The 25,195-nt window shown below is 50.5% G+C and carries 16 protein-coding genes; all 16 read right to left on the reverse strand.

Annotated elements, in window-relative coordinates; all coding sequences use genetic code 11:
- Nucleotides 1–6: 6 nt before the first annotated feature.
- The 16 genes from B7E11_RS05290 to csaB all read right to left on the reverse strand — a co-directional run bounded on the left by B7E11_RS05290 (nucleotide 7) and on the right by csaB (nucleotide 25,092).
- Nucleotides 7–1,263 carry an ABC transporter ATP-binding protein gene (locus B7E11_RS05290; protein ID WP_080832561.1) on the reverse strand — a complete coding sequence of 419 codons (1,257 nt, stop codon included), beginning with the start codon at nucleotides 1,261–1,263 and terminating at the stop codon, nucleotides 7–9.
- A 14-nt stretch (nucleotides 1,264–1,277) separates the two neighbouring features.
- Nucleotides 1,278–2,054 (reverse strand): ABC transporter permease, encoded by a 777-nt coding sequence (locus tag B7E11_RS05295; protein WP_080832562.1) that lies wholly within the window; start codon nucleotides 2,052–2,054, stop codon nucleotides 1,278–1,280.
- Entirely contained in the window at nucleotides 2,047–3,030 is a 984-nt protein-coding gene (locus tag B7E11_RS05300) for a GDP-mannose 4,6-dehydratase (RefSeq protein ID WP_080832563.1), read from the reverse strand. Before B7E11_RS05300 ends, B7E11_RS05295 begins: the two co-directional genes overlap by 8 nt.
- Nucleotides 3,031–3,043: 13 nt before the next feature.
- Nucleotides 3,044–4,030: a GDP-mannose 4,6-dehydratase gene (gene gmd, locus B7E11_RS05305; RefSeq protein WP_080832564.1), complete on the reverse strand. Its 987-nt coding sequence runs from the start codon at nucleotides 4,028–4,030 to the stop codon at nucleotides 3,044–3,046.
- Nucleotides 4,031–4,050: 20 nt separating this feature from the next.
- Nucleotides 4,051–5,130, reverse strand: a complete 1,080-nt coding sequence (locus tag B7E11_RS05310; protein ID WP_080832565.1) for a mannose-1-phosphate guanylyltransferase — start codon at nucleotides 5,128–5,130, stop codon at nucleotides 4,051–4,053.
- Nucleotides 5,127–6,371 (reverse strand): glycosyltransferase, encoded by a 1,245-nt coding sequence (locus B7E11_RS05315; RefSeq protein WP_240353147.1) that lies wholly within the window; start codon nucleotides 6,369–6,371, stop codon nucleotides 5,127–5,129. Before B7E11_RS05315 ends, B7E11_RS05310 begins: the two co-directional genes overlap by 4 nt.
- A 179-nt stretch (nucleotides 6,372–6,550) precedes the next feature.
- Complete coding sequence (locus B7E11_RS05320; protein WP_080832800.1) at nucleotides 6,551–7,081, reverse strand: hypothetical protein; 531 nt, start codon at nucleotides 7,079–7,081, stop codon at nucleotides 6,551–6,553.
- A 19-nt stretch (nucleotides 7,082–7,100) separates the two neighbouring features.
- Nucleotides 7,101–8,063, reverse strand: a complete 963-nt coding sequence (locus tag B7E11_RS05325) for a glycosyltransferase family 2 protein (protein ID WP_080832567.1) — start codon at nucleotides 8,061–8,063, stop codon at nucleotides 7,101–7,103.
- Between the two features lie 18 nt (nucleotides 8,064–8,081).
- Nucleotides 8,082–10,526, reverse strand: a complete 2,445-nt coding sequence (locus B7E11_RS05330; RefSeq protein ID WP_080832568.1) for an O-antigen ligase family protein — start codon at nucleotides 10,524–10,526, stop codon at nucleotides 8,082–8,084.
- 16 nt (nucleotides 10,527–10,542) lie between these two features.
- Entirely contained in the window at nucleotides 10,543–11,811 is a 1,269-nt protein-coding gene (locus tag B7E11_RS05335) for a sugar transferase (RefSeq protein WP_176220618.1), read from the reverse strand.
- A 370-nt stretch (nucleotides 11,812–12,181) separates the two neighbouring features.
- Nucleotides 12,182–14,392 (reverse strand): hypothetical protein, encoded by a 2,211-nt coding sequence (locus B7E11_RS05340; protein ID WP_139787080.1) that lies wholly within the window; start codon nucleotides 14,390–14,392, stop codon nucleotides 12,182–12,184.
- 172 nt (nucleotides 14,393–14,564) lie between these two features.
- Nucleotides 14,565–17,264, reverse strand: a complete 2,700-nt coding sequence (locus B7E11_RS05345; RefSeq protein ID WP_176220619.1) for an S-layer homology domain-containing protein — start codon at nucleotides 17,262–17,264, stop codon at nucleotides 14,565–14,567.
- 560 nt (nucleotides 17,265–17,824) lie between these two features.
- Nucleotides 17,825–21,718: an S-layer homology domain-containing protein gene (locus B7E11_RS05350; RefSeq protein WP_080832572.1), complete on the reverse strand. Its 3,894-nt coding sequence runs from the start codon at nucleotides 21,716–21,718 to the stop codon at nucleotides 17,825–17,827.
- A 161-nt stretch (nucleotides 21,719–21,879) separates the two neighbouring features.
- The gene (locus tag B7E11_RS05355) at nucleotides 21,880–23,025 is read right to left on the reverse strand and encodes an MraY family glycosyltransferase (protein WP_080832573.1); all 1,146 of its coding nucleotides are present in this window, start codon (nucleotides 23,023–23,025) and stop codon (nucleotides 21,880–21,882) included.
- Between the two features lie 132 nt (nucleotides 23,026–23,157).
- Nucleotides 23,158–23,925 (reverse strand): WecB/TagA/CpsF family glycosyltransferase, encoded by a 768-nt coding sequence (locus B7E11_RS05360; RefSeq protein WP_240353149.1) that lies wholly within the window; start codon nucleotides 23,923–23,925, stop codon nucleotides 23,158–23,160.
- Between the two features lie 6 nt (nucleotides 23,926–23,931).
- A complete protein-coding gene (csaB, locus tag B7E11_RS05365; protein ID WP_080832574.1) occupies nucleotides 23,932–25,092 on the reverse strand; it encodes a polysaccharide pyruvyl transferase CsaB in 1,161 nt (386 codons plus the stop codon).
- Nucleotides 25,093–25,195: the final 103 nt, after the last annotated feature.

Consider the following 25,195-nt stretch of genomic DNA (forward strand, 5'->3'; position numbering starts at 1 on the left):
CCCCTCCTAAATCTCTCTAAATCTCCAAATATGCTTTAATTTTACAATCCCAACGTCATTTATTGTACTTGAAACCTTAAAGGAGTATTTTTTATCATGGTAATCATATTGATTCCCATTTATATCGTGAACCGCAACAGATACGAGATAAGTACCCGATACTAAATCCAATGAAGGTACTACAAATTCCATCTCTCCTTGATCTGATTGCTTTAGATCCTTAACAACAAATTGATCAATCGAAGTGTTTGTTCCATAACAATGGATATTATTTATTGTGACTATACTGACTCCAAATACCGGGTTTTCGATATTTTTCTTTGCTCTAAACTTAAGTTTTATATGCATCCTCTCTCCGGAAAGAAAACCTAGCTTTTTATTGTTTTGGCCATCAGTAAAGATCACATCCGTAATTTCAACATCACGGTTTCCCCATCTATTTGCAGTTTCATTTTTTTCTTCAACTTCCAGCTCATCGATTGGGACCGATGAGTCGGGTTCTATTACCATATCTTCTTCAATTAATCTTTTATTTTCTTCTTCACTCAAATAAGTCAGGTACTTATCAATAACTCGTCTTGGACTACCATCGTCAACCACTTTACTATTATTAATCCAAACGACCCGGTCACATAGCTTTTCCATAGCTCCCAAGTCATGCGAAACAAAAACGATAGTCGTTCCATTACTTTTGAGCTTCAATAACTGGTCCATGCATTTTTGCTGGAATGCAGTGTCACCGACAGCCAATACTTCGTCAATTAATAAAATATCCGGTTCAACCATAATCGCAACGGAAAACGCCAACCGCATGTACATCCCCGAAGAATAATTTCGAACCGGATTTTCAATATAATCTTTTAGTTCAGAAAAAGTAATAATATCATTTAGTTTTGCTTTGATTTCTTTCTTATTTAAGCCCAAAATCGCGGCATTCATATAGATGTTTTCTCTGCCTGTAAAATCGGGATGAAACCCCGCTCCGAGCTCCAATAAGCTTGAAACCTTTCCCTCTACATCTATCGTTCCCCGATCCGGATACAGGATTCCCGTCAGGAGCTTTAAAAGTGTACTTTTTCCAGAACCATTTCTTCCAAGTAATCCAACCGTCTCACCTTTTGAAATAGTTAAAGATACGTTATCCAGTGCTGTAAAAACTTCCGCTTTGTTCCGCCTGCCCAAAATGCGCTCTTTTAATGTTGATGCACGTTCCTTATATATTTTGAAAGATTTAGTCACATTACTGACTTGAATGACTTCCATCTAATTTACCACCCTTATATTTCTTCGGCAAAATGACGACTAAGTTTTTTGAACACCTTTAAAGAAAGTATGAGAAGAACGATTGATAAAAGTGCAACAACCAGCAATTCAACCGCATTGGGGTATTGATTATAAAAGAAAATCTGCTGGAAGCTTTCTATTATGACTCGCATAGGGTTATAATCAAAAATATAGCCTATTTCTTCAGGAATCATATTGCTTGGAAATACGATAGGGGTCAGATAAAACCAAACCATAACCAAAATCCCCATAATATGCTCAAGGTCACGAAAATAAACATTCAGTCCGGATATCAATAAAGCCAACGATAATGTGAAAATAAAATAAATTAATAAAACAAGCGGCAGCAATAATAATGGCAAACCAACCTGAACCTTTGCTATTAACAGTATTGGAATTAGAATAATCAAACTGAAAAAATAATTTATGAATCCTCCCGAGACAACAGCCAGTGGCAATATTTCTTTAGGAAAGTAAATCTTTTTTACTAGGCCGGCGTTTCTTATAACAGCACTGGATCCAGCAGTAATAGATTGGCTTAAAATATTCCACGATATTAAACCAATAAATAAGTATGCCGTATAATTATCCATTTCTATTCTTACAACAAATTTGAAGACAATAGAATAAACCAACAACATAAGCAATGGGTTGAGAAGAGTCCAAAAAAAACCTAGAAAAGAACCCTTATAACGTGTCCTTAAATCAGTTAGAACCAGACTTTCCAGCATTTGCCTGTAGGCATATATTTCTTTTGCCTTTTTAAACATTACGGGAATACTCCTTAGAGTTGCTGGATATTTCAGTTCTCCAGTAGTTTAATATATCTTCTAAAGACTGTTTGATAGCAATTCGATTGCTCCATCCCGTCTGCTCATGTATTTTCGTAGGATCACCATAATAACGAGGATAATCCACCGGCCTATGCAAAGCTTGATTTTCCCTAACTTCAATGTTACTAAAAGTACTAAAGCTGATATATTGCTCAAGGATAAAACGGATGGTTACCGGTTTTCCAGAGCAAACATTATATATCTCTCCAAATCTTGCATTTTTCAATAAGGATTCGTACGCAGAAACAATATCTCTTACGTCGCAAAAATCCCGCTCCGAATTAAGATTGCCTACCTCTATTAAGGGCGCTTTTAGTCCAAATTCAATTTCAGCAATTTGCTTAGCAAAATCCGATGCAACAAAACCAATACGTTGCATCGGACCAATATGATTAAAAGGTCTGGCATGAACAATTCTTATTCCATATGCATTGTAATAATGCTGAGCCAACATTGATACAGAAGCTTTAGAGACTCCATAAGGACTAATCGGCTGTAAGGGAGTCGATTCCTTAATCGGCATCATATCTGTTGGAACCTTGCCATATTCCTCGGAAGAACCTACTGTAATAATTTTAACTGAAGCAGAAACATCGCTTTTTTTTATTGCTTCTAACAAGGATATCGTATGATCCACATTTGATTGGAAGGTGTCTTTAACATTTTCCCAGGACTTTTTCACAGAACTCTGTCCCGAAAGATGAAATATATAATCCGGTCTGATCTCATTCAGATGTTTGATTAATTGATTTTCATCATTCAAGTCAACAGATAAAATATTCCACGGCAAACTATGAATAGCCATAATTGAAGTTTGTCTGGTTGTCCCCCAAACTTCGTACTCTTTTTCAATTAAATAACTGGCTAAGTGTCTCCCCACAAAGCCGTTAATTCCGGTAATAATTGCCCTCATATTTTCACCGCTCTCAAAGGTAGTTTAATACCTTGCCATATCTTGAAGCCTTCTCTAAATCGCTCTCCACCATCATTTGTACCAATTGCTCGAAACCGACTTCCAACTCCCAGCCAAGCTTTTTCTTTGCTTTCGTCGGATCTCCAAGAAGCAAATCCACTTCGGCTGGCCGAATGAACTTCGGATCGATAACAACATAATCCTGCCAATTCAGTCCTACATGACTGAACGCGATTTGCACAAGCTCTTCAACCGTATGCGTTTCTCCCGTAGCGATGACATAATCGTCCGGTTTGTCTTGCTGCAGCATAAGCCACATCGCTTTTACATAGTCTCCTGCAAAGCCCCAATCGCGTTTAGCATCCAAATTGCCCATCCGAAGCTCTTTTTGCAGTCCAAGCTTAATTCTTGCAACTGCGTTGGTCACCTTTCTGGTTACAAATTCTACACCGCGGCGAGGAGATTCGTGATTAAACAATATACCAGAACAAGCAAAAAGATCATAGCTCTCCCTGTAGTTAACTGTAATCCAGTGACCATATACTTTTGCAACCCCATACGGACTTCTCGGGTAAAATGGAGTCGTCTCTGTTTGTGGCGTTTCCACGACCTTACCGAACATTTCGCTGCTCGACGCTTGATAGAACTTAACAGCTGTATCTGTAACCCGAATTGCTTCCAAAATGTTAGTTACACCGATGCCAGTTGTTTGGCCGGTTAAACCGGGTTGATCCCATGAAGTACCAACAAAAGATTGTGCGGCCAAGTTATAAATTTCATCTGCATTTGCCTTCCGAATTGCACTAACCAAAGAACCTTGATCCAACAAATCCCCTTCAAGGAACTCAATCTCGTCCGCAATATGCTCAATATTTTCCATAATTGGGTAGCTTGTTCTGCGCCGCAATCCATAAACCTTGTAGCCCTTCGAAAGGAGCAGTTCTGCCAAATAAGATCCGTCTTGCCCTGTAATCCCCGTTATCAGTGCGCTCTTAGCCATTAGAAATTCTCCTTTGAAATTTATAAGTATTGCTCGAGCTTTTGCGTTCGAAGCTCTTTGAGCAGCCGTTTTACTTCTTGTGCTTTATCTTTTGTGCAAATCAGCGTGACATCCTCGGTGTCTACTACGATCAAATCCTGAATCCCTAACGTCGCGATTAATTTGCCGTTGTTGCTTTCAATGATGCAATGCTTTGTATCCATATTGAGCGTATTGCCTATAATTACATTGCCATTTTCATCACGGTCATTGATTCGGTCTAACGCTGTCCAGCTTCCGACGTCGTCCCAACCAAGTTTGCACGGAACTACATAAATATTGTCCGCTTTTTCCATGATACCGTAGTCGATAGATTCGTCCGGCATCTTGGCGAACTCCGACTTAATGACTTGTTTCTGAAACGGACTGCCGAGCGCACTTCGAATGGAATTCAACAGAATGTCTACTTCAGGCATATATTCTTTGATTTTCTTAAGTACTGTCGTCGTCTTCCAAACAAAAATACCGCTATTCCAGTAAAAGTTTCCGGCTTTCAAATAGTTTTCGGCGGTATTTAAGTCCGGCTTTTCGACAAACCGACTTACCCGGTGAACATCTAAACCGTTAACTTCATTGATTTGTCCAGTGCTTTCGATATATCCGTATCCCGTCTCCGGATAAAGAGGAGTGATGCCAAGCGTAACTATGTTTTCGTCTGTTGCCGCTACTTGCGTTGCCGTTTCAAGAATTCGAATGAACTCTTCTTCATCCTTAATGATATGATCGGATGGCAGAACGACCATTGTACTGTCAGGAAATTTCTGTTCGATCTGGATTGCCGCAAGTCCTACGCAAGGGGCCGTGTTTTTGCCAACCGGTTCAATGATAATATTCTCCTCGGGGAGATGCGGGATCTGAACTCTGATCAACTCCGCGTAGAGTTCATTCGTTACGATAAACACTTGCCGTATATCCATTAATCGTTCCAAACGGGCAACCGCCTGTTGGATCATCGACTTATTGCCGGATATATTTAAAAACTGTTTAGGCAGGTTCGTTCTGCTTTTCGGCCAGAAACGTTCGCCTTTTCCGCCCGCCATGATTAGACTGGTGATCGTCATAACCGGCCTCCTAATTGATCGCTTATCTCTTTTAAACGCTTTTCTACTTTAGTACCTACTGCCTGCGGGGAGAAGTCCGTTTTGATCGAATGCATCCCGTTCATTGAAATTCGATCATAAAAACCAGAATCATTCACCAGTTTCACCATATATTCGCCGGCATGTTCAATATCGGGATCTGCCCAGATTTGCTCCGCCGTATACGGCCCGTAATCTTTGCCGATTTTTTTAAGTCGATATCGGACAGGACACGAATTCTCTTCATTCATAAAATCGGTATTGGCAGACCAGTTCGTCCCGATAGCGGGTTTGCCTAAATACATAGCCTCAGCCAACCCCAAGCCGAAACCTTCGCTCCGATGCAGCGATATGTAACTATCCGCACACTGAATCAAAGCATTCGTATCGTTACGACTGAAAGTTTCTTTTAAGATATAAATATTGACATAGCCAGTTACAAGCGCCAAAAGCTGTTTCATATCCTCTTTATTCGAACCGGCATTATTTACTTTCACAATTAGACCGACAGAAGAATCATCCGGTTGAAATGCTTTCTTAAAAGCTTCAATAGAGGCAATTGGGTTTTTCCGTTCTTGGAAGCTGTTCATATCGTACATGGTAAGAAATAAAAACGATCGCTCCGGAAGTTGAAAATAGGATCGATTCCGAGGATTTTCTATTTTCACTTCAATGCCATGGGGTATGATGGAAACGGGAACATTGCTCTTTGCGGAAACAGACTCGGCCACGAAAGATGTTGGAACCCATACCTCGTTTACAAATTTAAAACCATCCAACCACTCATCCGGAAATTCGGGTAATTCCCAATGCCAGTACCCGATGTTATACCTTTTCTCAAAGAGCGATTGCCCAAAATGCGTATAAACTTCAACCATTTGTTCAGCATTCACGTGAAAGATATTTACATTGTATTGCGGAGCCTCAACTTCCTTGTGCCGCCACGACATATCGGTCATTCTTGCCGTATTCGTACCTTTAAAATTAATAATGTCAAACGGGATTGAGGTTGTGCTTATACACTTTGCCGCAATCCTGCAAGATTCGCCGATTCCCATTTCGGCCCTTGCATAGCCGATTAAGTTAATCCCCGTAATGTTCAAATGTTGTACCGATGTCGAACGTATGTCCAGCTTTTCCAAAGAGAAGGCTCTGTCGATTACTTTCTTCTTCAGTCTCTTTCTCATGGACTGCGGAATGAACGGAATCAACACTTTTTTCATAGAAATTGCTAACTTGTAAATGATCCTAAAAAGAAAAGACTTCATGAACTACGCGCACCGCCGATTCCATTTGCTCCTGCTATTAAACGCTTCAGAGCTCATATTATCGAATATTATACCATGTTTCCTCGCAGTTTTTGACTATTTCTGTAGATTCCTGTAATTGGCGAAACCCCATTCTATTCCACCCTATACCCGCCCCGCACCAGCACCGTCAACCCGTTCTTCTGGTTCGGATCCGGCTCGACGCCGCGGCCGTCGCGCGGGAACAGGATCAGGTGGTTGAGCGGCACCGGCTTCCCGTTCGTGAGGTCGGCGCCGGCCGTCAGATCGGACAGCCCGTTCGCATCGGTCGTATACGCGACCGCTTTGCCCACGCGGACGACAAGCTCGCCGCCGCCGTTCACCATGATGCGCTTGCCGAACGGAACGTTCACGACCTCCAGGGCATCGCCTTGCCCGTTTTCCGCCTCTCCTGCGCTTCCGGAGGAGGAGCCGTTGCCGCTGCCCGTCGAACCTCCGTTCCCGGTTCCCTGGCCCAATAGTTCGGCTATTTTTTGATCTACGTAGCTTTTCGTGACGATCGGGTCATCCGTGGAGCCCGGAGCAGCCGTCGAAGCATCCGCGTATACGGTTTTGTAAAGGCCGAAACCGCCGGCAACGATTACGGCTGCGATAAGGGCCGAATAAGAAAAACGTTTCACGTTCATCATGATCCATCCTTTCGTTTTATCGTTCGTCATGGTTTAAGGGGACCGAATAACTTGCGCGTTCGTGCTCCTCGCGATTCCAGTAAAAAGAATACATGCTCAACTTCTTGCGGATAAACATGGGGATGGCCGGATAGCTTAATCCGAGACGATAACCGCTGTACTTCGCCGCAGCTTCCAGCACCAGCCGGGGAACGGACCGCCAATCGCCGCTCTGCAGGAGCTGCTGCATTTGTTTTTTGACGAGCTTGACGCCTTGGCCCTCCGCTTTCGCATGCTTCAAAATCCAGTTGTGGATTCTCAGCGAAGCGCCGATGTCGAAGTTCCGTCGAAACTGCTGCCGCAACGTATAATGGTGGGAATGGATGACTCTCGCTTCCGACTGATAAACAACGGTATAGCCATTTAAAATGAACCTGGCGGTAATGACCATATCTTCGTTCAAAATAATCGGTTCCGGAAATCTGCCGATCGCCTCGAAAGCCTCCCGCCGATAGGCCGCGCACACGTTTGTAAAGAAAAAAAGCTTGATGCCGAGCCGATCCAGATCTTTAAGCGACTTGTGCTGCGGCTCGGGAGGATAATTCAATTCGGCCGTCATTCGTTCGAGCACGGCCGCGCCCGGCCTGGCGACTTGGCGCCCGCAAACGGACGATACTTCGGGATGCTCCGCCAGCGGCCGCGTGAGCGCCTCGAGCAGCCGGTCGTCCTCCGGCAGCGCATCCTGCGTCAGAAACACAAGCACGTCCCCGGACGCCTTGGAAGCCGCCATATTCCGCGTGCCCCCGTGATCGAACCGCTCTTTCGGGATTTGGAGCACTTTGGCCCCATTTTCCCTGGCGATCGCCACGGTCCGGTCACCGGAGTCGGAATCGACGACAATGATCTCGTGCGCCTTCACCGTCTGCTTATGGAGCCGATCCAGCAAAGCCGGCAAATAGCGCTCCGCGTTCAACGTCGGGATAATTACGGATATTTGCATTTCATAAGTCCTTTACTTTCATTGGAGTAGCTGATCTAGGACGTTCGCTTCTTCCGGATCCGCTTGAATCAGCCGCTCGTAGAGCGCCGAATCGTCCTTCCCTTGCTTGCGAAGCGACGCAAGATAGTACCTGGCTGCATATCGGTCGTTCGGTTGGGACAAATCTTCCATAATACCGGGCTGCAGCACCTCTTCCGCCTTTGCATAGTCGCCGTTGACATAGTAGACTTGTCCCGCCGCTACACGGACGGAGTTCGGCACGTTGAAAGGCCGGCTTACGATGACGGTTTCCGGCAGCTCATCGACGCCCGCCCTCAGGCGAACCATTTCATCGTGCAGCTCGATGATCTTGTCTTCCGCCGCTTGAGAGTCGCTTCCGGATTGACGCTGCTCTTCCCATTGCCGAAGCAAAACCGATACGGCTTGTTCGTAATATCCCTGTTCGTACTTATTGGACGCGATGCCGTCCAGAATGATTTGAAGGGCGGCTTCGTCGTCGCCCGCCTTCTCATGAACCAGATAATTCATATACATGCCCGCCTGGTAATTCGGCTCTTTCGCAACGAGCTTGTCCAAATATTGTTGTGCAACGTCGAGGTACGTCGGGTCTTGCGTTTGCTCATATACCTGGTAATTGATCGCAACCGCCTGGTTGAGAACGATCGGGTGGCCAGGGTTTTGCTTCAAGCTGCTGTCCAGATGGCTCATCATCGTTTCGTAGGTTTGATTCGTGTTGACCGCTTGCGTATATTTGTCGAATTGATCGCTTGCATAAAGCCATTTGGCGGCAAAAACGACAACCGCAATCGACAACGCCCCGAGCGCGGCCGCCGTGCTATACTGAACGATTCGCCTTTTCGCTTCCGTTACGTTCGAGAAAATGACATTCCGCTGCGTTCCGGCCAGAATGCCCAGGCAAAGGAAGACGATGAATCCGTACAACAGATAGGACATGCCGAAATCGATCAAGGAGTGAAGAAGGATCGTAACCGGCGTCATAAAATAAAACAGCGTCACGGACCGTTCCTCTTCCTCGGCTTTGCGATAGGAGCGCAGGAAGACGACGAGAACGGCCGCAATCAACCCGACAATCGCGATGAAGCCGACAATGCCCGTTTCCGCCAGCAGCTGCACGAAATAGCTGTGCGTCTGCATGCTCGAGTAAGGGTAAGATTGGTACCGCTCGTAAAACGATTCCCACGTCCCTGTCCCGGCGCCGAAGATCGGATTTTGTTTCCAGATGGACAGCGCGTCCTTATACATCGTCAGGCGTTCGTACACGCTGTGCGTTTGGAAGTTGACGCCTTCCACCCGTTCGCGAATGATCGGCGGAAGAAATCGGGTGAGGAGTCCCGAGAAAATGGCCGCCGCCCCGACCACGAACACGCCGATGAAAGCAAGCGGCAGCGTCGCATTGGCCCATCGGGATCCGAAGCGTTCGGTCATTTTCGTTACCTTCGGCTCTACGTACTTGGCCAGCGCAAAGGTTGCAGCCGACATGACAACGGAAACGCCGATCAGCAGTCCCCAATAGCCGATCGTTTCTCCCGAGAACATCGCGACCGTATCGAAAGCCATCTGATTGGCCGCCGCTTCTTGAATCCCCGTAATGACGGCGATTCCCCGTTCCGTCAGCGCCGTATAGATCGCCAGAGACAAGCCTACGCCGATAATGGAATAAAGAATGGCCATGATCTGTTGACGGAGCGTAAACATCGCCAAAGCGGCTACCGCGATAACGGGGAGGATCACGAGAGCGCCGCGGGAAAGGGTGAGGAAGAACGACACGATGACCGGCATCAGCATAAACCCGTGAAGGAGTTGCGCGAACCGGCTGCTCGTGCGGTTGATTTCAATCAATATCGCGATCCACAGCGTCAGGAGCAGTACGGCATACGCATTCGGATATTGAAAGACCGACGTAATCCGCACCCCGTCCTGCGGCGTGAGCGAATCCAGCATATACGCGTTTCCGAACAACGTAAGGAAGCCGTAAAAGACGACAAAATATCCGAAAATCAGATATACGGTCGGAAACCATTGCAATATGCTTTTATAATTGGCAAGCAATATCCCGGCAATAAAAAAGACGAACAGCATGATGCTGACAAACAATCCGTATTTCGCCAGGTAGGGGGAACCCGCTTGAAACGTTGCCAGCAGGTAAACCAACGGAATAACAAGTCCCGCAACGCCGAGCGCCGCGTTCGTTTTCCATGTCGTATACTTCTGCACGATATGGATAACGCACCAGCAGACAATGAAGAACGCCACAAGCATGGAATATAGGATCGGTTTTTCAAACTGATAAGAGGACGGATTATGAATGCCGTATCCCTGAAAAATCCCATTGTTAAACCCTGCGATCAGCAGCAGGCAGACGATCCAGCCCCAAGCGAACGTATGCATGATAAAGCTCGGGTTCGGCTCCAGATCGCGCTTGCTTTGTTTCTTTGTACTCACCACTCGCCACTCCTCGTCAATACGCCCCCGTACCTTTGACCACTACAGGTATCGTTTTCAGCAAAATTTTCAACTCTAGTCCCAGGCTCCAGCGTTCGATATAATAGATATCCAGGTCGACCCACTGTTCGAAATCGAGGTCGCTCCTGCCGCTAACCTGCCATAGCCCGGTCATGCCCGGAAGCACGTCCAGCCGCCTCCAATGGTAATTCGTATATTGTTCGACTTCCTGGGGCAACGGAGGCCTTGGTCCGATCAGGCTCATTTCTCCTTTTAACACGTTCCAAAGCTGCGGCAGCTCGTCAAGCGAATACTTTCGCAGCCACTTGCCGGATCTTGTCACTCGCGGGTCGTTTTTCAGTTTGAAAACCGGTCCGCTTGCCTCGTTGTCTTTCGCCAATGACGACTTCATTCGCTCCGCTTCATTGTGCATCGAACGGAACTTCAGCATATGAAAGGACATTCCGTTCTTTCCGATCCGCTGCTGGCGGAAAAATACCGGCCCCTTGGAATCCAGCTTGATCCATAGCCCAACCGCCAGAAAAACCGGCGACAGCGCGGTCAATAAAACAAGACTTCCCAAAATGTCGGCCATCCGCTTAAGCACGATGTTCATGCCTCTGAGCGGCGTTTTGACCACTTGCATGCACGGATAGTCCAGATCTTTGCGGAACGTGAACACCGTGGCCATGCGGTCGTACATTTCCGGAATAATCCGAATGTCCACATTGTACTTATATACCGCATGGATGATCGATTCGATCATTTGGCGTTCGGAAGGAATCGTAATATAGATCGTGTCGACGCGCGTCTGTTGCAGGATCGTTTCCAACTGATCGCTTCTCCCGATGATCCCTTCTCCCGTTTTATAGTCGTCCAGAAATCCGACGAAATGGTTTTTGCTTTTCCCTTGGGTGACCTGCTCCAAAATTTCCGCGCCGACCTTGCCGGCCCCTACAATAAGGACGTGGTTCCGAATCGTTCCTTTTTGATTCAAATAATTGATCAGAGCTGTATAGAGAACTCTCCATAACAAGGACTCGCACAGGATAAGAACGATAAACGTAACCAATGTAATCCTAGAATATAGAAAGGTCGTTTTCAATAAGAAGGTAATGCCAATCGTGATGAGAAAGGCATACACGCTGGATTTCGCCACAAACCAGTATTCTTCCATGAACGAACGTTCGGCTTTACCCGAGAACAAGTAGCCTTGGATAAGGGAAAAAGCATGGATGACGAGAAACATGAGCAAAAACAGCGCGTATTCCTCGATAACCGGCATCTGCCCGATCCATGAAAATGGATTAAGTGAGTTGATGTGGGTAAATTCGGGCATAATTTTCACGGTCATCAACAAGTAGAAAGTAAGAATGTATCCGATGTATTCGACAGCAAAAAAGAATCCCCGTATTTTGAGTCTGTGATTGCTCGCTTCTAACCGTTGCCGCGAAGTCGTGCCGACGGCTCTCACCTGGGCAGGGAATGTACGGGAATCTACCGTTTCTGGAATGGCCATATTCGATCTCCAATAACTTAAAGATTACTGGCTCTATTTTATCATAGTCAGACGCTTGCGTGTCGATTTTCCCGGAACTAACGCGAATATTAAAACTGCCGAGGCATCGGCCTCGGCAGGGAGTGAGAAGAGAAGTTTAAGAGCCTGCTTCCTCGGTATTCCAGGTTTGCTCAATGTACCAATAGTCAAGCGGACGGTCCGCAACCAGCTTCTTGGCGCCATTGACAACTTCATAGAGGCGAACGTTGTAATTAAGGGTACCGTCTATGCCGTTATACTCGGACGTTGCGCCGAAGGTTGCCGTTAGATCCGTACCGGCGGCAAACGAATCGGCTTCGCCCTCCAAGGCAATTTCTTTGGAGAAGTACGTATACACCGCTCCATCGTTCGGATCCGTTCCTTCAACCGTCAGCAGCAGCTTTCGATCCGTGGCGAAAACATTATAGGTCGTATCCTTGATCAAGTCGTAATTCAGCACGAGTTTAACCTCTTGTCCCGAAGCTTGCGCGAACACTTGAGGCGTGATTTCATTGATCGTAAGCTTGTACGGAGCAAGGGATACATCTTTATATGTGGTATTGACGCCTTGGTCCTGCGGGAGACGAATCGCGACCGCGTTCACATAACCGTCTGCCGTGTTCGTGCCGGTCGTATAGTTCGTATCCGTCACGGCTTCGCCGACGATCAACTGCAGGCTGCTCGTATCGTAATCCAGAGGAATGCTTGCACTGAAGTTCAAGAGCGCCTTGTTTTTCGGATTTACTTTTCCTTCGCCGGTCGATATCGCAGCCGGGAAGATATCCCCGTTTGTATTTTTAAAGAAGCCGACCAGCTTAACCGGGTCGATTGTCCGGGATTCGTTGTTGGTCAACGTCACTTGCGTCGTATAAAGCTTGGTCGTCGTGCTCTTGTAGATATTAACGGAATCGACTGTTCCGCTCATCGCACTGCCTTCTCTTGCGATTGCGTACGCTTGTTCGGAACCGTACACCGGAATTTGGGCGATTGCCGAAGCGTTGGTCAATTCGCCAATCTTCGTCGAAGTTTGCTCATCGACCTTATTGTTCACCACAAGCTTAACCGAATTCAACGTGTAATTGGTCGGAAGCTTCGCATAAACATCGATATCTACGTAGCCATTGGCGTTCAAGCCAAGCTGATTGCTGATCGCGATCGTTTTAAAGTCCAGCTGAACCTTGTCATCCAGGTAGAAATAACCGGCAAGATTAGGCAAGGCAGCCGTCTCCGTGCCTTTATTCTGAATGCGGATGCGAGCGGTCAATACGTCCTGACTTTCCCAAGGCTGTCTTACAATCTGCAGCAGGCTGACTTGGTAGGAGCCTTGGGTGTTCGTATACGTAAATTGATTGCTTGCCGTCGTACTGCCTGTAGACCCACCGAACGAGAGTTGGTATGCTCCGACCGGCAGCTCTAGGGCGGTCTCTCCCCCGTTGTCCTTGGCCACGATAAGCTTCCAGCCGGTCGTTTTCAAGGAAGCCGGAATGTTGGCGGTTAGCTTGACTTCCTCCCTCTTCAGAGGAGCGATAACCAAATCTTCCGTCTCCTCCGGCGTCGCTTCATACATAATGCCTTCTGCCGTCTGAATGTAGTACTTGTATTTGCTCAGAGTTACCGCATTTTTTCCGACGTTGTTATAAACAAAATTGATGGTGGCCAAGTTATCGTCGCCGGAAGCTCCGATCGTGGCCGAGAGAACTTTCGTATTGACTTGCGTATTGCTGAAGTACAAAACTTTATACGATCCAGACGCCACAACGTTTGTATAGTTGGTCGGGAACTTGTAGCTGCCAACCGTCTTCTCATAGTTATTCGAACTGTAAGAGCTAAAGTCGAACTTCACGAGCCTGAAGATCAGATCGGAAAGCTTCGTCGATTGTCCTACGGTTGCATAAAGGGTAATGAACGTTTTGGAATACGGGGAAACCTTTGTTTTATTCGCATCCGCAGCCGACGTTTTAATAGGATATGTGCTTCCCGAAGCGCTGCTTAGCCGGAACCAGTAATCCGAAAGATCCAGTTCCTTCGCTTCCCCATTGTAAATGCTCAACGTAAACGTAGCGATTTGGCCGCCGTCCGTCGGCTTCAAGGCGACATCCACCAAATTGAAATAGCTCTTGCCGGATATGTAGATCGGTTTGACGACAGATGTCACGCTCGTTACTTTCGGTGTCGAAGCTGCAAACGCAGTTGTCGACGAAGCATATAAAGGAGCAGCGGCTATCATAGCTGCCGCAACGCCGATTGCAATCCGCTTTACTTTGCCTTTACGCAACATGATCCTTATCCTCCCTAAATTCCCTTTACTCTCAGTATAAAGCGAAAACATGAATAGAAGATGAATAGAACTTTAACCGCTAATTAGGAATCTAAACTATATACGTAAGAAACGTGCAAAAAGTTGTTGAAAATAGGGAGTTTTCTTCTTTTTTATCCTTTCTTAAGCTTATAAAAACAAAAGAGCAAGCCCTAAGGCTTGCTCTTTTGTTTAAAGCTAGAAATTACTTGCTGATTTCGCTGTCGGCAACTTTGTTGCCTTTCAGGTCAGCAACATTGGAGCCCGTGAACTTCACGACGATCGTTTGCGAGTTGTTGAATACATTTCCGGTGCCAGCCGTCAGCGTCAATGCGGAACCGCTGATGGACGGAGACAACGTCGTACCCGTGTACTTCGTGCCGTTAATGTAAACTTCAACACCCGAAGCCGTAACCGTGGTGTTCAGAACTTCGCTGAACGTTACTTGGATAGCTCTGTCGCTGATAACCGCAACCGATTGAGCAACCGGAGCAACGTTTTCGTTCAGGAATACAACTTGTTTGTAGTTGGATTCGTTGTCCGTGTTCAGCGTATTGCCGTTTTCGTCAACGATGTTCGTAACGCTGATCAGACGATCGCCGCTTACCGGCGTTGCGCCAGCAGGCAGTTCAGCGATTACGGTTTTGGTATTGCCCAAGAAGTAAAGGTTCGTACCGCTCGGCAATGCAACACCGTTAATTTGGAACTTGCTAACATCAAGCGCTGCAGTCGTCAAGCTGTGGCTGAATACGAACTTGATCTGGTTATTAGCCAGCGTTGCGTCGTTATGTCCAGCCGTACCGCCATTCGTGTAAATAGTAGCCGTAACGATACCGCTCGTCGTGTTGCCGGAAACCGTCAGCGTAACCGTCGTAGCCGAAGTTTTGTTGCCGGCAGCATCAGCAAAGAAGGATGCGCCGTTCGGAATCGAAATGTCGTATTTACCAGCCGGCAGCGAGGATACAGAGTATGCGACATAGTTTGCTTCGCCGCTTTCTACCGTACCGTCGTTGTCAGCATCGTAACCGCCCGTGCCGCCGGCAAGGGAAGCCGTTTGGTTAGTAGTAACAACGTTGCTGTTGGACGTATACTTATAAGTCAGGGACGCAGGCTTGTTAGCCACGCTTTCGCTGAATTTCAGGACGATCAGGTTGCCGTCGGAGAAGACAGACTCAATCGTCGGAGCCGTCGTATCCTTGGAAATCGTCAGCGTTTGCGTCGTGTCGGAACCCGTATTTCCTACAAGATCCTTGTAGCCGCTGATTTTCACGGAAACAGTCAGGAAGCTGTTGCCGCCCAGCCAGCCGCTAACGTTGTACGATACAAGCGTCTTGTCGCTGGAATCAATCGCACCCGTAACATTACCGCCATAAGTGGTATTGTAAACTGCACCAGCCGTACCGATTTCTTCGCTGTATTTCACTTTGATCGTAGAACCGTCAACCGTTACCGAAGTAACCGTCGGAGCAACGGAGTCGCCAGGAACATTCAGCGTCGTGCTGTAGTCGAAACGGTTGCCAGCGATGTCTTTACCGCCGATCAGGTAGAAGCTGTAGTTCTTGTCGGTGTCAAGGTTGTGCACTTCGATCGAAGTGATGTCGTTCTCAGCGTCTCTGCCAATGGAGAAGTAGACAGAGCTGGAAACCGAGCTCGAAATCGTTGCGCCGTTGATGGAAACCGTACCAACGTCCGTAAGCGGTTCGCTGAACGTCAGGACTGCTTTTTTAGCTTTGTACTCGACTTTGGAAACCGTCGGAGCCGTCGTGTCGGACAGGTAAACAGCTTCCTTGTAAGCCGTCAGAGACTTGCCCGAAGCGGATTTCAGGCTGCCGCTTACCGAGAATTGAGCGTAAGTGTTCAGCGTGAAGTCAGCAAACGTCAGCGTAACCGTCGTTTTGTCGTCGCTGATGGAAGTTCTCAGCGGCTCGCCGCTTCCGCCGATCAGGAAGTAAGAAGTAGCAGTTGCAGCGGCACCTACGCCATAGTTATGGCCGCCAACCGAAACGCCTTCTTGTACGGCTTTGTTGAACTTAACAGCGATTTGCTTGCCGTTCAGAACCGTAACGGATTCAACAGCGAAGCCGTCGATCGCAACGGAAACTTCTTCGGACTTGACAGCCGTCGTACCGGCATAAGCCGTTACTTTAACCGTATAAGTACCAGCGGATTGCTTCGTGGACGTGTACGTGAACGTCTTGTCGGCGTTCAGCGTAGCAGCAGCTTCGGCAGCGGAGCCTACAGCGACTTTCACGCCGTCAACGTTGCCGTCGACTTTACCGGTAACGGTAATCGTGTCGTCGGAATTTACAACTGCTTTAACGTCAGACAGAGGTTGAACTTGACCCGCTTGGTACAGGTCGAATGCAACTTCGATCGTTTGACCGCGGGTTGCGTTGGAAGCGTAGCTCGTCGACGGAAGCGTTACGCCAGCGTCGATCAGCGCTTGGATGTAAGGAGCGGCCCAAGCAGCTGCGCCGTCAACTTTAGCGTCCGTTACCGGCTCCAGGCCGAGCGCGGTAGCTGCGACTTTGTAAACTTCTTGCAGCGTAACCGTTTGTTTCGGACCGAACTTGCCGTTGCCTACGCCGTTAACGAGACCAGCGTTGTCAGCGGCTTTGATTGCGCCGTACCACCATTGTCCGCTGACGACGTCAGTGAACGGGGAAGGAGCGGAAGTGTCTTCGGACAGACCCAGAACGGCAATGACGATCGTCGCGAATTGCGCGCGAGTCAGGTTGTCGTTCAGCATGTCGCTGCCCGTGGTCGTGCCTTTCAAAACTCCATTGTCTTTCAACTGCTGGTACTTCTGAGCAGTTGTCAGATTACTGTCGGCCGCAGACGCCATGGATGCGAACATACCGAATACCAGGGCGATGGCCAGAAGAAGAGACAAACTTTTCTTCATAACCTTTTTTTCTCCTCCTTGAAAAGGACTCTGTAGATTTGCTTTGTTCATAGAGAAATAGCTCGAATCTCTCATCTGCGTTTCACCCCCTCTCCGGAGCTGAGCATTGTCTATAATTGATGTCTGCAATCATGACTATGTAGTAGAACATGTCGCAGAAACTCGTAATCTGGAATACAAACGCAAAATAGGCAGGTAAAACATGCCACTTTACTCATTATACATGGGCAGTACCTTAGCGTAAAGAGAATTTTCCTCGAGAAACGCTAGATTATAGGTCTTTGATCCCTCTGGATAAGTCACATGATGTTAGACGTTCGGCCGACGAAAAAGTTGCGGACTTTTATGAAAAAGGCTCAAATTTTTATCGGGAACGTTGTTGTTGGCGCTCAATCGCCGCAATTATGTATTCGGGATCGATTTCTAGTATAACTTGTACGAGCCGTTTCGTCATTGCTTAACATTTTCCTGTCCGTAGAACTTCATCCAATTGATGTTTCTACTGACAAGCATGCGAAGAAAAAGAGAAGCCGGCACTGCTCAGCCGGCCTCTCCCCATGCTAGCTCAGGTTTTTCGGGAACATGCTGGTGCTTCTTTGCAATAGAGCCACGGCGATCTTGCCGGCTTCGGCCCGGGTCATCGGCAGCTTCGGATTGAAGTTGTAGGACGCCTTCGTCGCTCCCGGGACGGTGACCGGAGAACCGCTCATAATCTTCGCGGCGTTCACCGCGCTTACGGCCGGTCTTGCATAATATTGAATGTTCGACGAATCCAGGAACGACTTGGCCAGCGACGCTTCCAGCTTGCTGTCGTTCGCGGCGAGTTTCAGCTCGAGCGCCCTGGCGATCATGACCGCGGCTTGCTCGCGGGTCAGATTCCCGTCCGGATCGAAATAGCCTTCCGACACCCCGTTGACGATGCCCGCCCTTGCGGCCGTCTCGATGCTGGCGTAATCCCATACGCCGGAAGCCGCGGTCGGAACGACGTCGAAGAACGATTGGTTGTCGTCGTAATTCAGCGGAATATTGAGTCCTTTGACAAGGAGCGTCGCAAACTCGCCGCGCGTCGTCAAGTCGTCGGACCCGAATTCGCTGACCCGCAGATTGGTCATGATCCCCTTCGCGTACAGGGCGTTCAATACGTTGCGAGCCCACGAGTGATTCGTAATGTCGCTGAAGCCTCTGTTCAGCTTCATGACTTTGTAATACCCGAAGTCGTCGAACGGTACGGTGATCGTGTTGTTTTTCGTGTCGACTTCCCCGCCGATATTTCTCCATTCGCCGTCGTTCGTATAGGCGAAAACGGTGATCGTCGATCCGGCGTCGTCGACGACGTTCGAATCGTAGGTCAACGTCAGCTCCCCGCGGTTGGACGGAACGATTTTGCGGGTTCCCTGGAAGTCTTCCGGGAAGTTGATTTGCTCGTTGCCGGACATCGGAATCGAATACGGAGGCAGCCCTTGCGTTGCCGGATTCGTCGCATCCTCGCCGAGACCGCCGTTGATCCAGTAAATGTCGGACACCAGCGTAAAGTTGCTCGTGTTCGCCGTGCTCAGGAACCGGAATTTCAGGTAGTCCTCGATCTTGACGGTGGTGTTGCCGTTTTGCGACCCTCCGTTCGGATCCCGGTTGATGATGTTGCCGTAATCGTTGCGACGCTCGACGACGCCGTCGGCGGGATCGGCGATCCCGAACAGCAGCTTCGCATCCGTGTAGTACTTCGTCACGCCGCTGGCATCCTGGGCGGCCGACTTCATGACCGTTCCTTTCGGGAACGTCAGCGAGAGCTCTTTGTTAAAGACGGTATGCTTCGTCGACAGCGGCGCCAGGTATTGGGCGTCGATCTGTACCGTTCCCGTATAAAAGACGTTGACGGTTTCTGTAATCGTCGTGCCATCCCTGACGATTTCAACGCTGATTGCGTTGTTTTTGTTCTCTTTCAGGCCGATAAAATCGTAAACGAACCGGTCTTCGAAATCCGTCCGCCGGGTCGCTTCGTTGCCGTCGACCAGCACTTGCGTCGCGCCGTCCGCCTCGATATCGAAGTGGACGAAGTTTTTGTTGACGACGATTTGGTTGCCTACGGTCGGCTGCGGAGCCAGAACCCGGAAGGAAGAAGCTTCGCGGGTGATCTGAACCCGTTGCGTCGTCCGCGCGCCCGTGGAATTGATCAATTCCAGGTTATACGTATGCGTGCCGGGATCGGCAAACGACAGGTCGCGGAGCCGAATAATAAATTCGTTGCCGTTGTTGGCGTAATCATAAGTAAGCGTCGCGCCGTCGATCGGACTCGTAATCTGCGATGTCACTTGGGTCGGCAGCGTATCCAGATTCAGGCTGAGGAACGTCGCCGTGCTGCCGAAGTTCAAGTTCAGCTTCGATGCGCCGCTCCCCCGAAGCACGAGGTCGTACGACGTTCTGCTCGTCATGTACTGCTCGTTCGAATAAACGAATTCGTTCGACAAAGCGAAAATTCTCGTCAAAACTTCGTCGGTAAAGTCCGAAGGATTTACGGACGGGAACGCTGCGCGGTCATCGCCGGACGTCGGATGGAAATCCGAAATCGTCGAGACGTTCTCGTCGATGATGTAAATTTTCAGCTGCTTCGTTACTTCCTGTCTGTAGCCGGAAGCGTCGAGCGTAACGCCGGTGAACAGGATGGTGTTTTGGCCGTAGACGAGCGGGCCTTCGTTCTTGATGTCGATCTCCAGGTTGAAGCTGAGATTGGACGCGCTGACGTTCAGGTTCGTGTTGTCCCCGCCGGCGTTATTGTCGTTCGTCATTTCTTTGCCGTTGACGAAATACTGCGCGCTTGCGAGGTTATCGAAGCCGATATACTGCCCCTTGATGTTCAGCTCGTTGTCCGAATCCCGGGAGTTGAACGTATAGGTCTGGCCGTCGTAAAGATTTTCTACATATATATAGCTCTTCGAAGCGTAAGTGATCGTCGCGTTGTAAGCCGCGGTCGAGCCGTTGTAATTGAATTTGACCTGCTGGATGCCGCTGGCGAAGCCGGTCACTTCATAAACTCTTTCCGTGGCGGCCGCGGTGGAATCCGCGACGGGATTCAAGGTCAACGGGCTGGTGCCAAGCGGCAGATAGACGCCTTGCAGAGCGTTCGCGCCCGGGTCCGTTTCCGAGCGAACGAGAATGTAAAAGCTCGCGCCCGCCACTTGAGATCCGTTCAGCGGAACTTTGCTCGCCGTGTTGACAGTGTTGGTCGACGGATTGTAATCCGGCAGATAGAACATCTCTTTAATAACGGTATTGCCCGGCAAATAGCGGAACTTGCCTTCGAACGTATAAGAAGCGCCGTTATACCCGATGACCAGGCGAAGCGTCTGGTTGGCATCCGTCGTTATCGTATGAGGCAGTTCGAACGTAACCAGCTTGTACGCCGAAGTCACGCCGTCCACCCCGGGAATTTCGGTCTCGGTGGCCGTCGCGATCGTCGTCGCTCCCGCGTTATTGATGTTGTAGGTGGCATTGCCCGGGAACGGCGTCGCGTTGTAAGGCACGATCATTTGGAGCGACAGCGTCGTATTCTGCGTGCTGTCCGTCAACGCCGGAGAATTGTTGTTCAACAGCGAATATTCGGCAGCCCCGGTTACATCCTGTTTCAAGCCTACCTTCGAGAACGGCTGGTTGGGGTCGAAAAAGTAGATCATCCGCGTAACGTTAATGGAGTCGGCTCCGTTCGAAACTTTGAACGAGATCGTATTTTCGCCCGGGACGAGATCGAGCGTCGGCGTATAGAACGTGCCGTTGGCCACGAGAGACGCGACGATAGAAGACCCGCCGTTCAGCGTGTAGGACACGCTGGTCGCATTTTTGACGGATCCTTGAATGGATACGTTCTTGCGGTCCACGACGACCTGCGTGCCTTCGTTCAGCACGATCGTGCCCGCGGAGCTGCCCATTACTTTAATGCTTTCCACGTAAGGGACGCTGTCATAGAGCACGTAGAACGTATCGGAACGTTCGACGTTGCCCTGCATGCCGGTAAACGTGATCTTGTTGAAGCCGGCGAAAAGCGGTAGATTGCTCGCCGTAAACCGGTTGGACGCGCTCGCATCCGCCGTTACGGTGCTCGTCACGGAATGCGCCGAATCCGTCGCGTAATACGTCCGGGCGGGCGAAACGGTCGTGTCGGTTTTGGCCGTCAGCATTTCGACCTTGACGGACATGCTCGTCGAGGTTACGTATGAAAAAGTACCGGTAATCGTCAACGTGCCCGTCGTCGTCGAATACACGTTTTCCCGCGAAATGAGCGGATTGTCGGCTGTCGCCAGCGCCGAATCCGTAACCCGTTGGGCCGTGTTATTGAGAGAAGCGATATCCGGAATAAAGTACGTGGACGCCGCGCTTGCCTTCTGGGCGAATCCGAACGGCATCAGCGTAACCACGAGAGCGGCGATCGTCAGCCATACCAATGCCCGCTTGCTGCGTTGCATGTTTCAATCTCTCCTTTTAACCGATTCTGACGTAAAAAACGCGAGATATTTTTATCTATCGGCACAAGCCGGCGCATTCTTTAGGCTTTGCGGCAATTTTTCGCAAAAAACGCGAAAAGACCCCGAAGCCAAAATTCGGGGTCCGAACATTCAATGTTGTCTTATTTGGAACGCGAATCGGTTTGCTGCTTCAGAAACATCCGGTTGAGGAAGCCGATCACCGGACGGCGCGTCTTGTCGACGATGCCGATCAGCTCGGCGCCGATTTGCAGCAAGAACAGGAGTACGCAAATGACGATGAAGGTCACCCAGTTGCCGAGGCCGGATTTGGAAATAAGGGATTGAACGATGGCGCAAGCTCCGAAAAAGGCGGCGATTCCGTAGATGATCAAAACCGTCTTGCGATGGCTGAAACCGAGCTGCTGCAGGCAGTGATGAAGGTGGCCCTTGTCGGGAGCGAAAATCGGCTTTTTCGACTTCCAGCGGCGTACGATCGCAAAGAACGTATCCGACAGCGGCACGCCGATAATGAGCAGCGGCGTTACGAACGAAACGACCGTAATTTGCTTGAACCCGAGCATGGACAGCATCGCCAAAGCGAAGCCGAGAAACAGCGATCCGGAGTCGCCCATGAAAATTTTCGCCGGGTGGAAGTTGTATTTCAAAAATCCGATGACGGCCCCGAGCAGCGTGACCGCGAGCAGGATGACCGCCTCCTGGCCCATGAGCGCGGACATGACGAGAATCGTGCCGATCGCGATCGCCGATACGCCGGCCGCCAGCCCGTCCAGGCCGTCGATCAGGTTGATGGCGTTCGTGACGCCGACGATCCACAAAATCGTAAGCGGAATGCTGAGCCATTCGGCGACCGGCTGCATCGCCGAGCCGAACGGAATGTTGACGAGATTGATCTGAATATCGAAGCCGAATACGACGACGCAGGCGGCGGCGATCTGAACGAGCAGCTTCAGCTTCGCGGACAACGTGAACCGGTCGTCCAGCGCGCCGAGCAGCACGATCAGCGTGCCTCCCGAAAGCAGCGCCATAATCAGGTTGAGGTCATAGGCGTTCAGAAAATGTTCCGGCAAAAAAGGAAGGAACAGAAGCATGCTTGCCGTAAAGGCGGCATAGATAGCCACTCCGCCCAGCCGAGGCATCACTCTCGTATGCACCTTGCGTTGGTCGGGCACGTCCATGGCGCCCACTTTAAAAGCCAGTTTCCTTACAAGCGGCGTCAGCGCGAGCGATAGGGCCAGCGCCAGGGCAAAACCGGCGATTCCGATTCCCGCTATCCAGCCTGTCGGCATTTGCAACTCCCCTTTTCTATCTGTACCGGAATGAATTATACTCCGGGCGCATCACTTCAACAAGGTATTTTTACGGCCGATTTTCGTCATTTTTCTGCAAATGCTTAATTTTCAACGCGTTTTCACGGTAAATCATCGCATTTTCAGGACTTTATCTCCGTCTTTGATCACCTTAAGCGCGAATTGAGGGAGCACGAGCATTCTCTTGAACCGCCAAGGTTCCTGAATGAGCCGGTACAGCCATTCGATGCCGAGCTTGCGGAATCCGGCGGGGGCTCGTTTGAGTTTTCCCGAGATGACGTCGAGGCTGCCGCCGATTCCCATCATGACGGGCACGTTCAACGCCTCCTTGTGCTTCGCGATCCACGGCTCCTGGTTCGCGGCGGACCGGGCGACGAACAGCAGGTCCGGATTCGCTTGGCGAATGTCCGCGATGACCGCTTCGTCCTCTTCATCCTTGAAATAACCGTTTCTCCGCCCGACGAAACGCACGCCCGGAAACTGCTTCGCCAGGTTCGCCTCCGCGGCTTCCAGAACTTCCTGCGTCGAACCGAGCAAATACACGCCCCAGCGCCGCACGTCTCCCTCGCGAAGCAGCTCGTGCAGCAGGTCGAAGCCCGCGACCCGCTCCTGCACCGGCTCTTTCAGGCGGCGGGCCGTCCAGACGATGCCCGAGCCGTCGGGCACGACCAGATCGGCGGTCGCCAGCACCCGGCGATAGGCCGGATCGTCGAGCGCGGCCATCAGCATGACCGGATTGCCCGTCACGACGCGGTTCGGCCGCTTCGCCTCGATCTGCTCGGTCAGGTAACGAACGGTCGACTGCATGTCCATCTTGGAAAAAGGAACGCCGTATATAGAGACGGTTGGAAAGGCGCGGGAGTTGCTAGCGTTCGCCAAAAAATGTCACCTTCCGTTTCGTTCTTGCAAAATTTGAATGATCCGCGCGGCCGGACGCAGCGATTCCTCCCTGAGGCGGTCCAGCGCCCCTTGCGCCTCGCGCCGCCACTGGCCGGACTTGTCCAGCAGCTCCTCCGCGCGGCTCGCGAAGCTTTCCGGATCGAGCGATTCGGTCGAGCCGACCGCCCGCTGGCCGAGGCGGGCCAGAAACTGATCGATCTTCGGATCGTAGGACAGGCCGATCAGCGGCACTTCGCGATTGGCCGCATAGATGAGCGAATGCAGCCGCATCCCGAACAGCAAATCGCAATTTCCCACCTCGCGCAGCATGTCGCGCGGGGAGTCGTGCGCCGGGGCCAGCTCCGCGCCGGCCCCGAAGCGCCCGAGCCGTTCCATCACGTACCGCGAGGCCTCCTCGTCGGAACCGCGATGGAACGGCAGCAGGCGCAGCCGGACGCTTCGCCGTCCGGCCAGCGCCGCCAGCGCGGCGGCCGCCCGGTCGAGATCCGACCGGTCGCCGCGCCAGAAGCGCACCGACACGCCCACGACCGGGGGCGTGCCGTGCGCCTCGCGCCCGGCGGCCGCGGCATCGCCGCCGCCCGCGCGCGCCGGGGACGCTGCCGCCTCCGGCAGCGTCAAGCCCATGACCGGATCGGCGACGACGTCGATCCGGCCGACGCCGAACTTGCGCAGCAGTTCGGCCGATTCCGCGTCGCGCACGGACACGTACGCGGCTTTGCGGAACGCGCGGGCGATGATCGGGCGGAAGATCGCCCGATTCACCGGACCGATGCCCTGCGCGTAAACGAACGTCGGCTTCCCGCACCAGCGGGCGAGCTCGAGCACGCCGATATAATACGGGATGGACCCGAGCCCCGTCGCATCCTGGAGCAGGCTGCCCCCGCCGCTGATCAGCCCGTCGCTCGCGCGCAGCGCCCTTCGCATGTCGCCGAGCTTCATCCGGTTCACGGCGCGGACGCCGTACTGCTTCTCCGTCCAGGCCGGATCTCCGGAAAAGACGATCGGCTCGAACTTGAGGCCCTTATCCGCCGCCGCGTCTTCCAATGCCGTCAAGATGCTCTGCAGCACGGCCTCGTCACCGCTGTTCCGAAAGCCGTAGTAGCCGGACAGCGCCAGGCGGACGACGTTTTTTGCTTTTTCCTTCATTAGGGTACGCACCGCCCGTTTTTCCATTCAAATCTAATTTTGTTCGACGGGGTGTTCGGACAAATTTCGCAAGCCGGACGCGGCCCTGCCCTTGCGATTGACA

Origin of the sequence: Cohnella massiliensis (assembly GCF_900169535.1) — a bacterium.
GTDB classification, from domain to species: domain Bacteria; phylum Bacillota; class Bacilli; order Paenibacillales; family Paenibacillaceae; genus Cohnella; species Cohnella algarum.

Bases quoted from the DNA above. Each gene is read 5' to 3' on its own strand.
- B7E11_RS05315 (WP_240353147.1), bottom strand. From the start codon at position 6,371: ATGAAAAAAGTGTTGATTCCGTTCATTCCGCAGTCCATGAGAAAGAGA.
- B7E11_RS05290 (WP_080832561.1), bottom strand. From the start codon at position 1,263: ATGGAAGTCATTCAAGTCAGTAATGTGACTAAATCTTTCAAAATATAT.
- B7E11_RS05355 (WP_080832573.1), bottom strand. From the start codon at position 23,025: ATGCCGACAGGCTGGATAGCGGGAATCGGAATCGCCGGTTTTGCCCTG.
- B7E11_RS05295 (WP_080832562.1), bottom strand. From the start codon at position 2,054: ATGTTTAAAAAGGCAAAAGAAATATATGCCTACAGGCAAATGCTGGAA.
- B7E11_RS05310 (WP_080832565.1), bottom strand. From the start codon at position 5,130: ATGACGATCACCAGTCTAATCATGGCGGGCGGAAAAGGCGAACGTTTC.
- csaB (WP_080832574.1), bottom strand. From the start codon at position 25,092: ATGAAGGAAAAAGCAAAAAACGTCGTCCGCCTGGCGCTGTCCGGCTAC.
- B7E11_RS05325 (WP_080832567.1), bottom strand. From the start codon at position 8,063: ATGCAAATATCCGTAATTATCCCGACGTTGAACGCGGAGCGCTATTTG.
- B7E11_RS05345 (WP_176220619.1), bottom strand. From the start codon at position 17,264: ATGAAGAAAAGTTTGTCTCTTCTTCTGGCCATCGCCCTGGTATTCGGT.
- B7E11_RS05335 (WP_176220618.1), bottom strand. From the start codon at position 11,811: ATGCCGGTTATCGAGGAATACGCGCTGTTTTTGCTCATGTTTCTCGTC.
- B7E11_RS05350 (WP_080832572.1), bottom strand. From the start codon at position 21,718: ATGCAACGCAGCAAGCGGGCATTGGTATGGCTGACGATCGCCGCTCTC.
- B7E11_RS05340 (WP_139787080.1), bottom strand. From the start codon at position 14,392: ATGTTTTCGCTTTATACTGAGAGTAAAGGGAATTTAGGGAGGATAAGG.
- gmd (WP_080832564.1), bottom strand. From the start codon at position 4,030: ATGGCTAAGAGCGCACTGATAACGGGGATTACAGGGCAAGACGGATCT.
- B7E11_RS05300 (WP_080832563.1), bottom strand. From the start codon at position 3,030: ATGAGGGCAATTATTACCGGAATTAACGGCTTTGTGGGGAGACACTTA.
- B7E11_RS05320 (WP_080832800.1), bottom strand. From the start codon at position 7,081: ATGAACGTGAAACGTTTTTCTTATTCGGCCCTTATCGCAGCCGTAATC.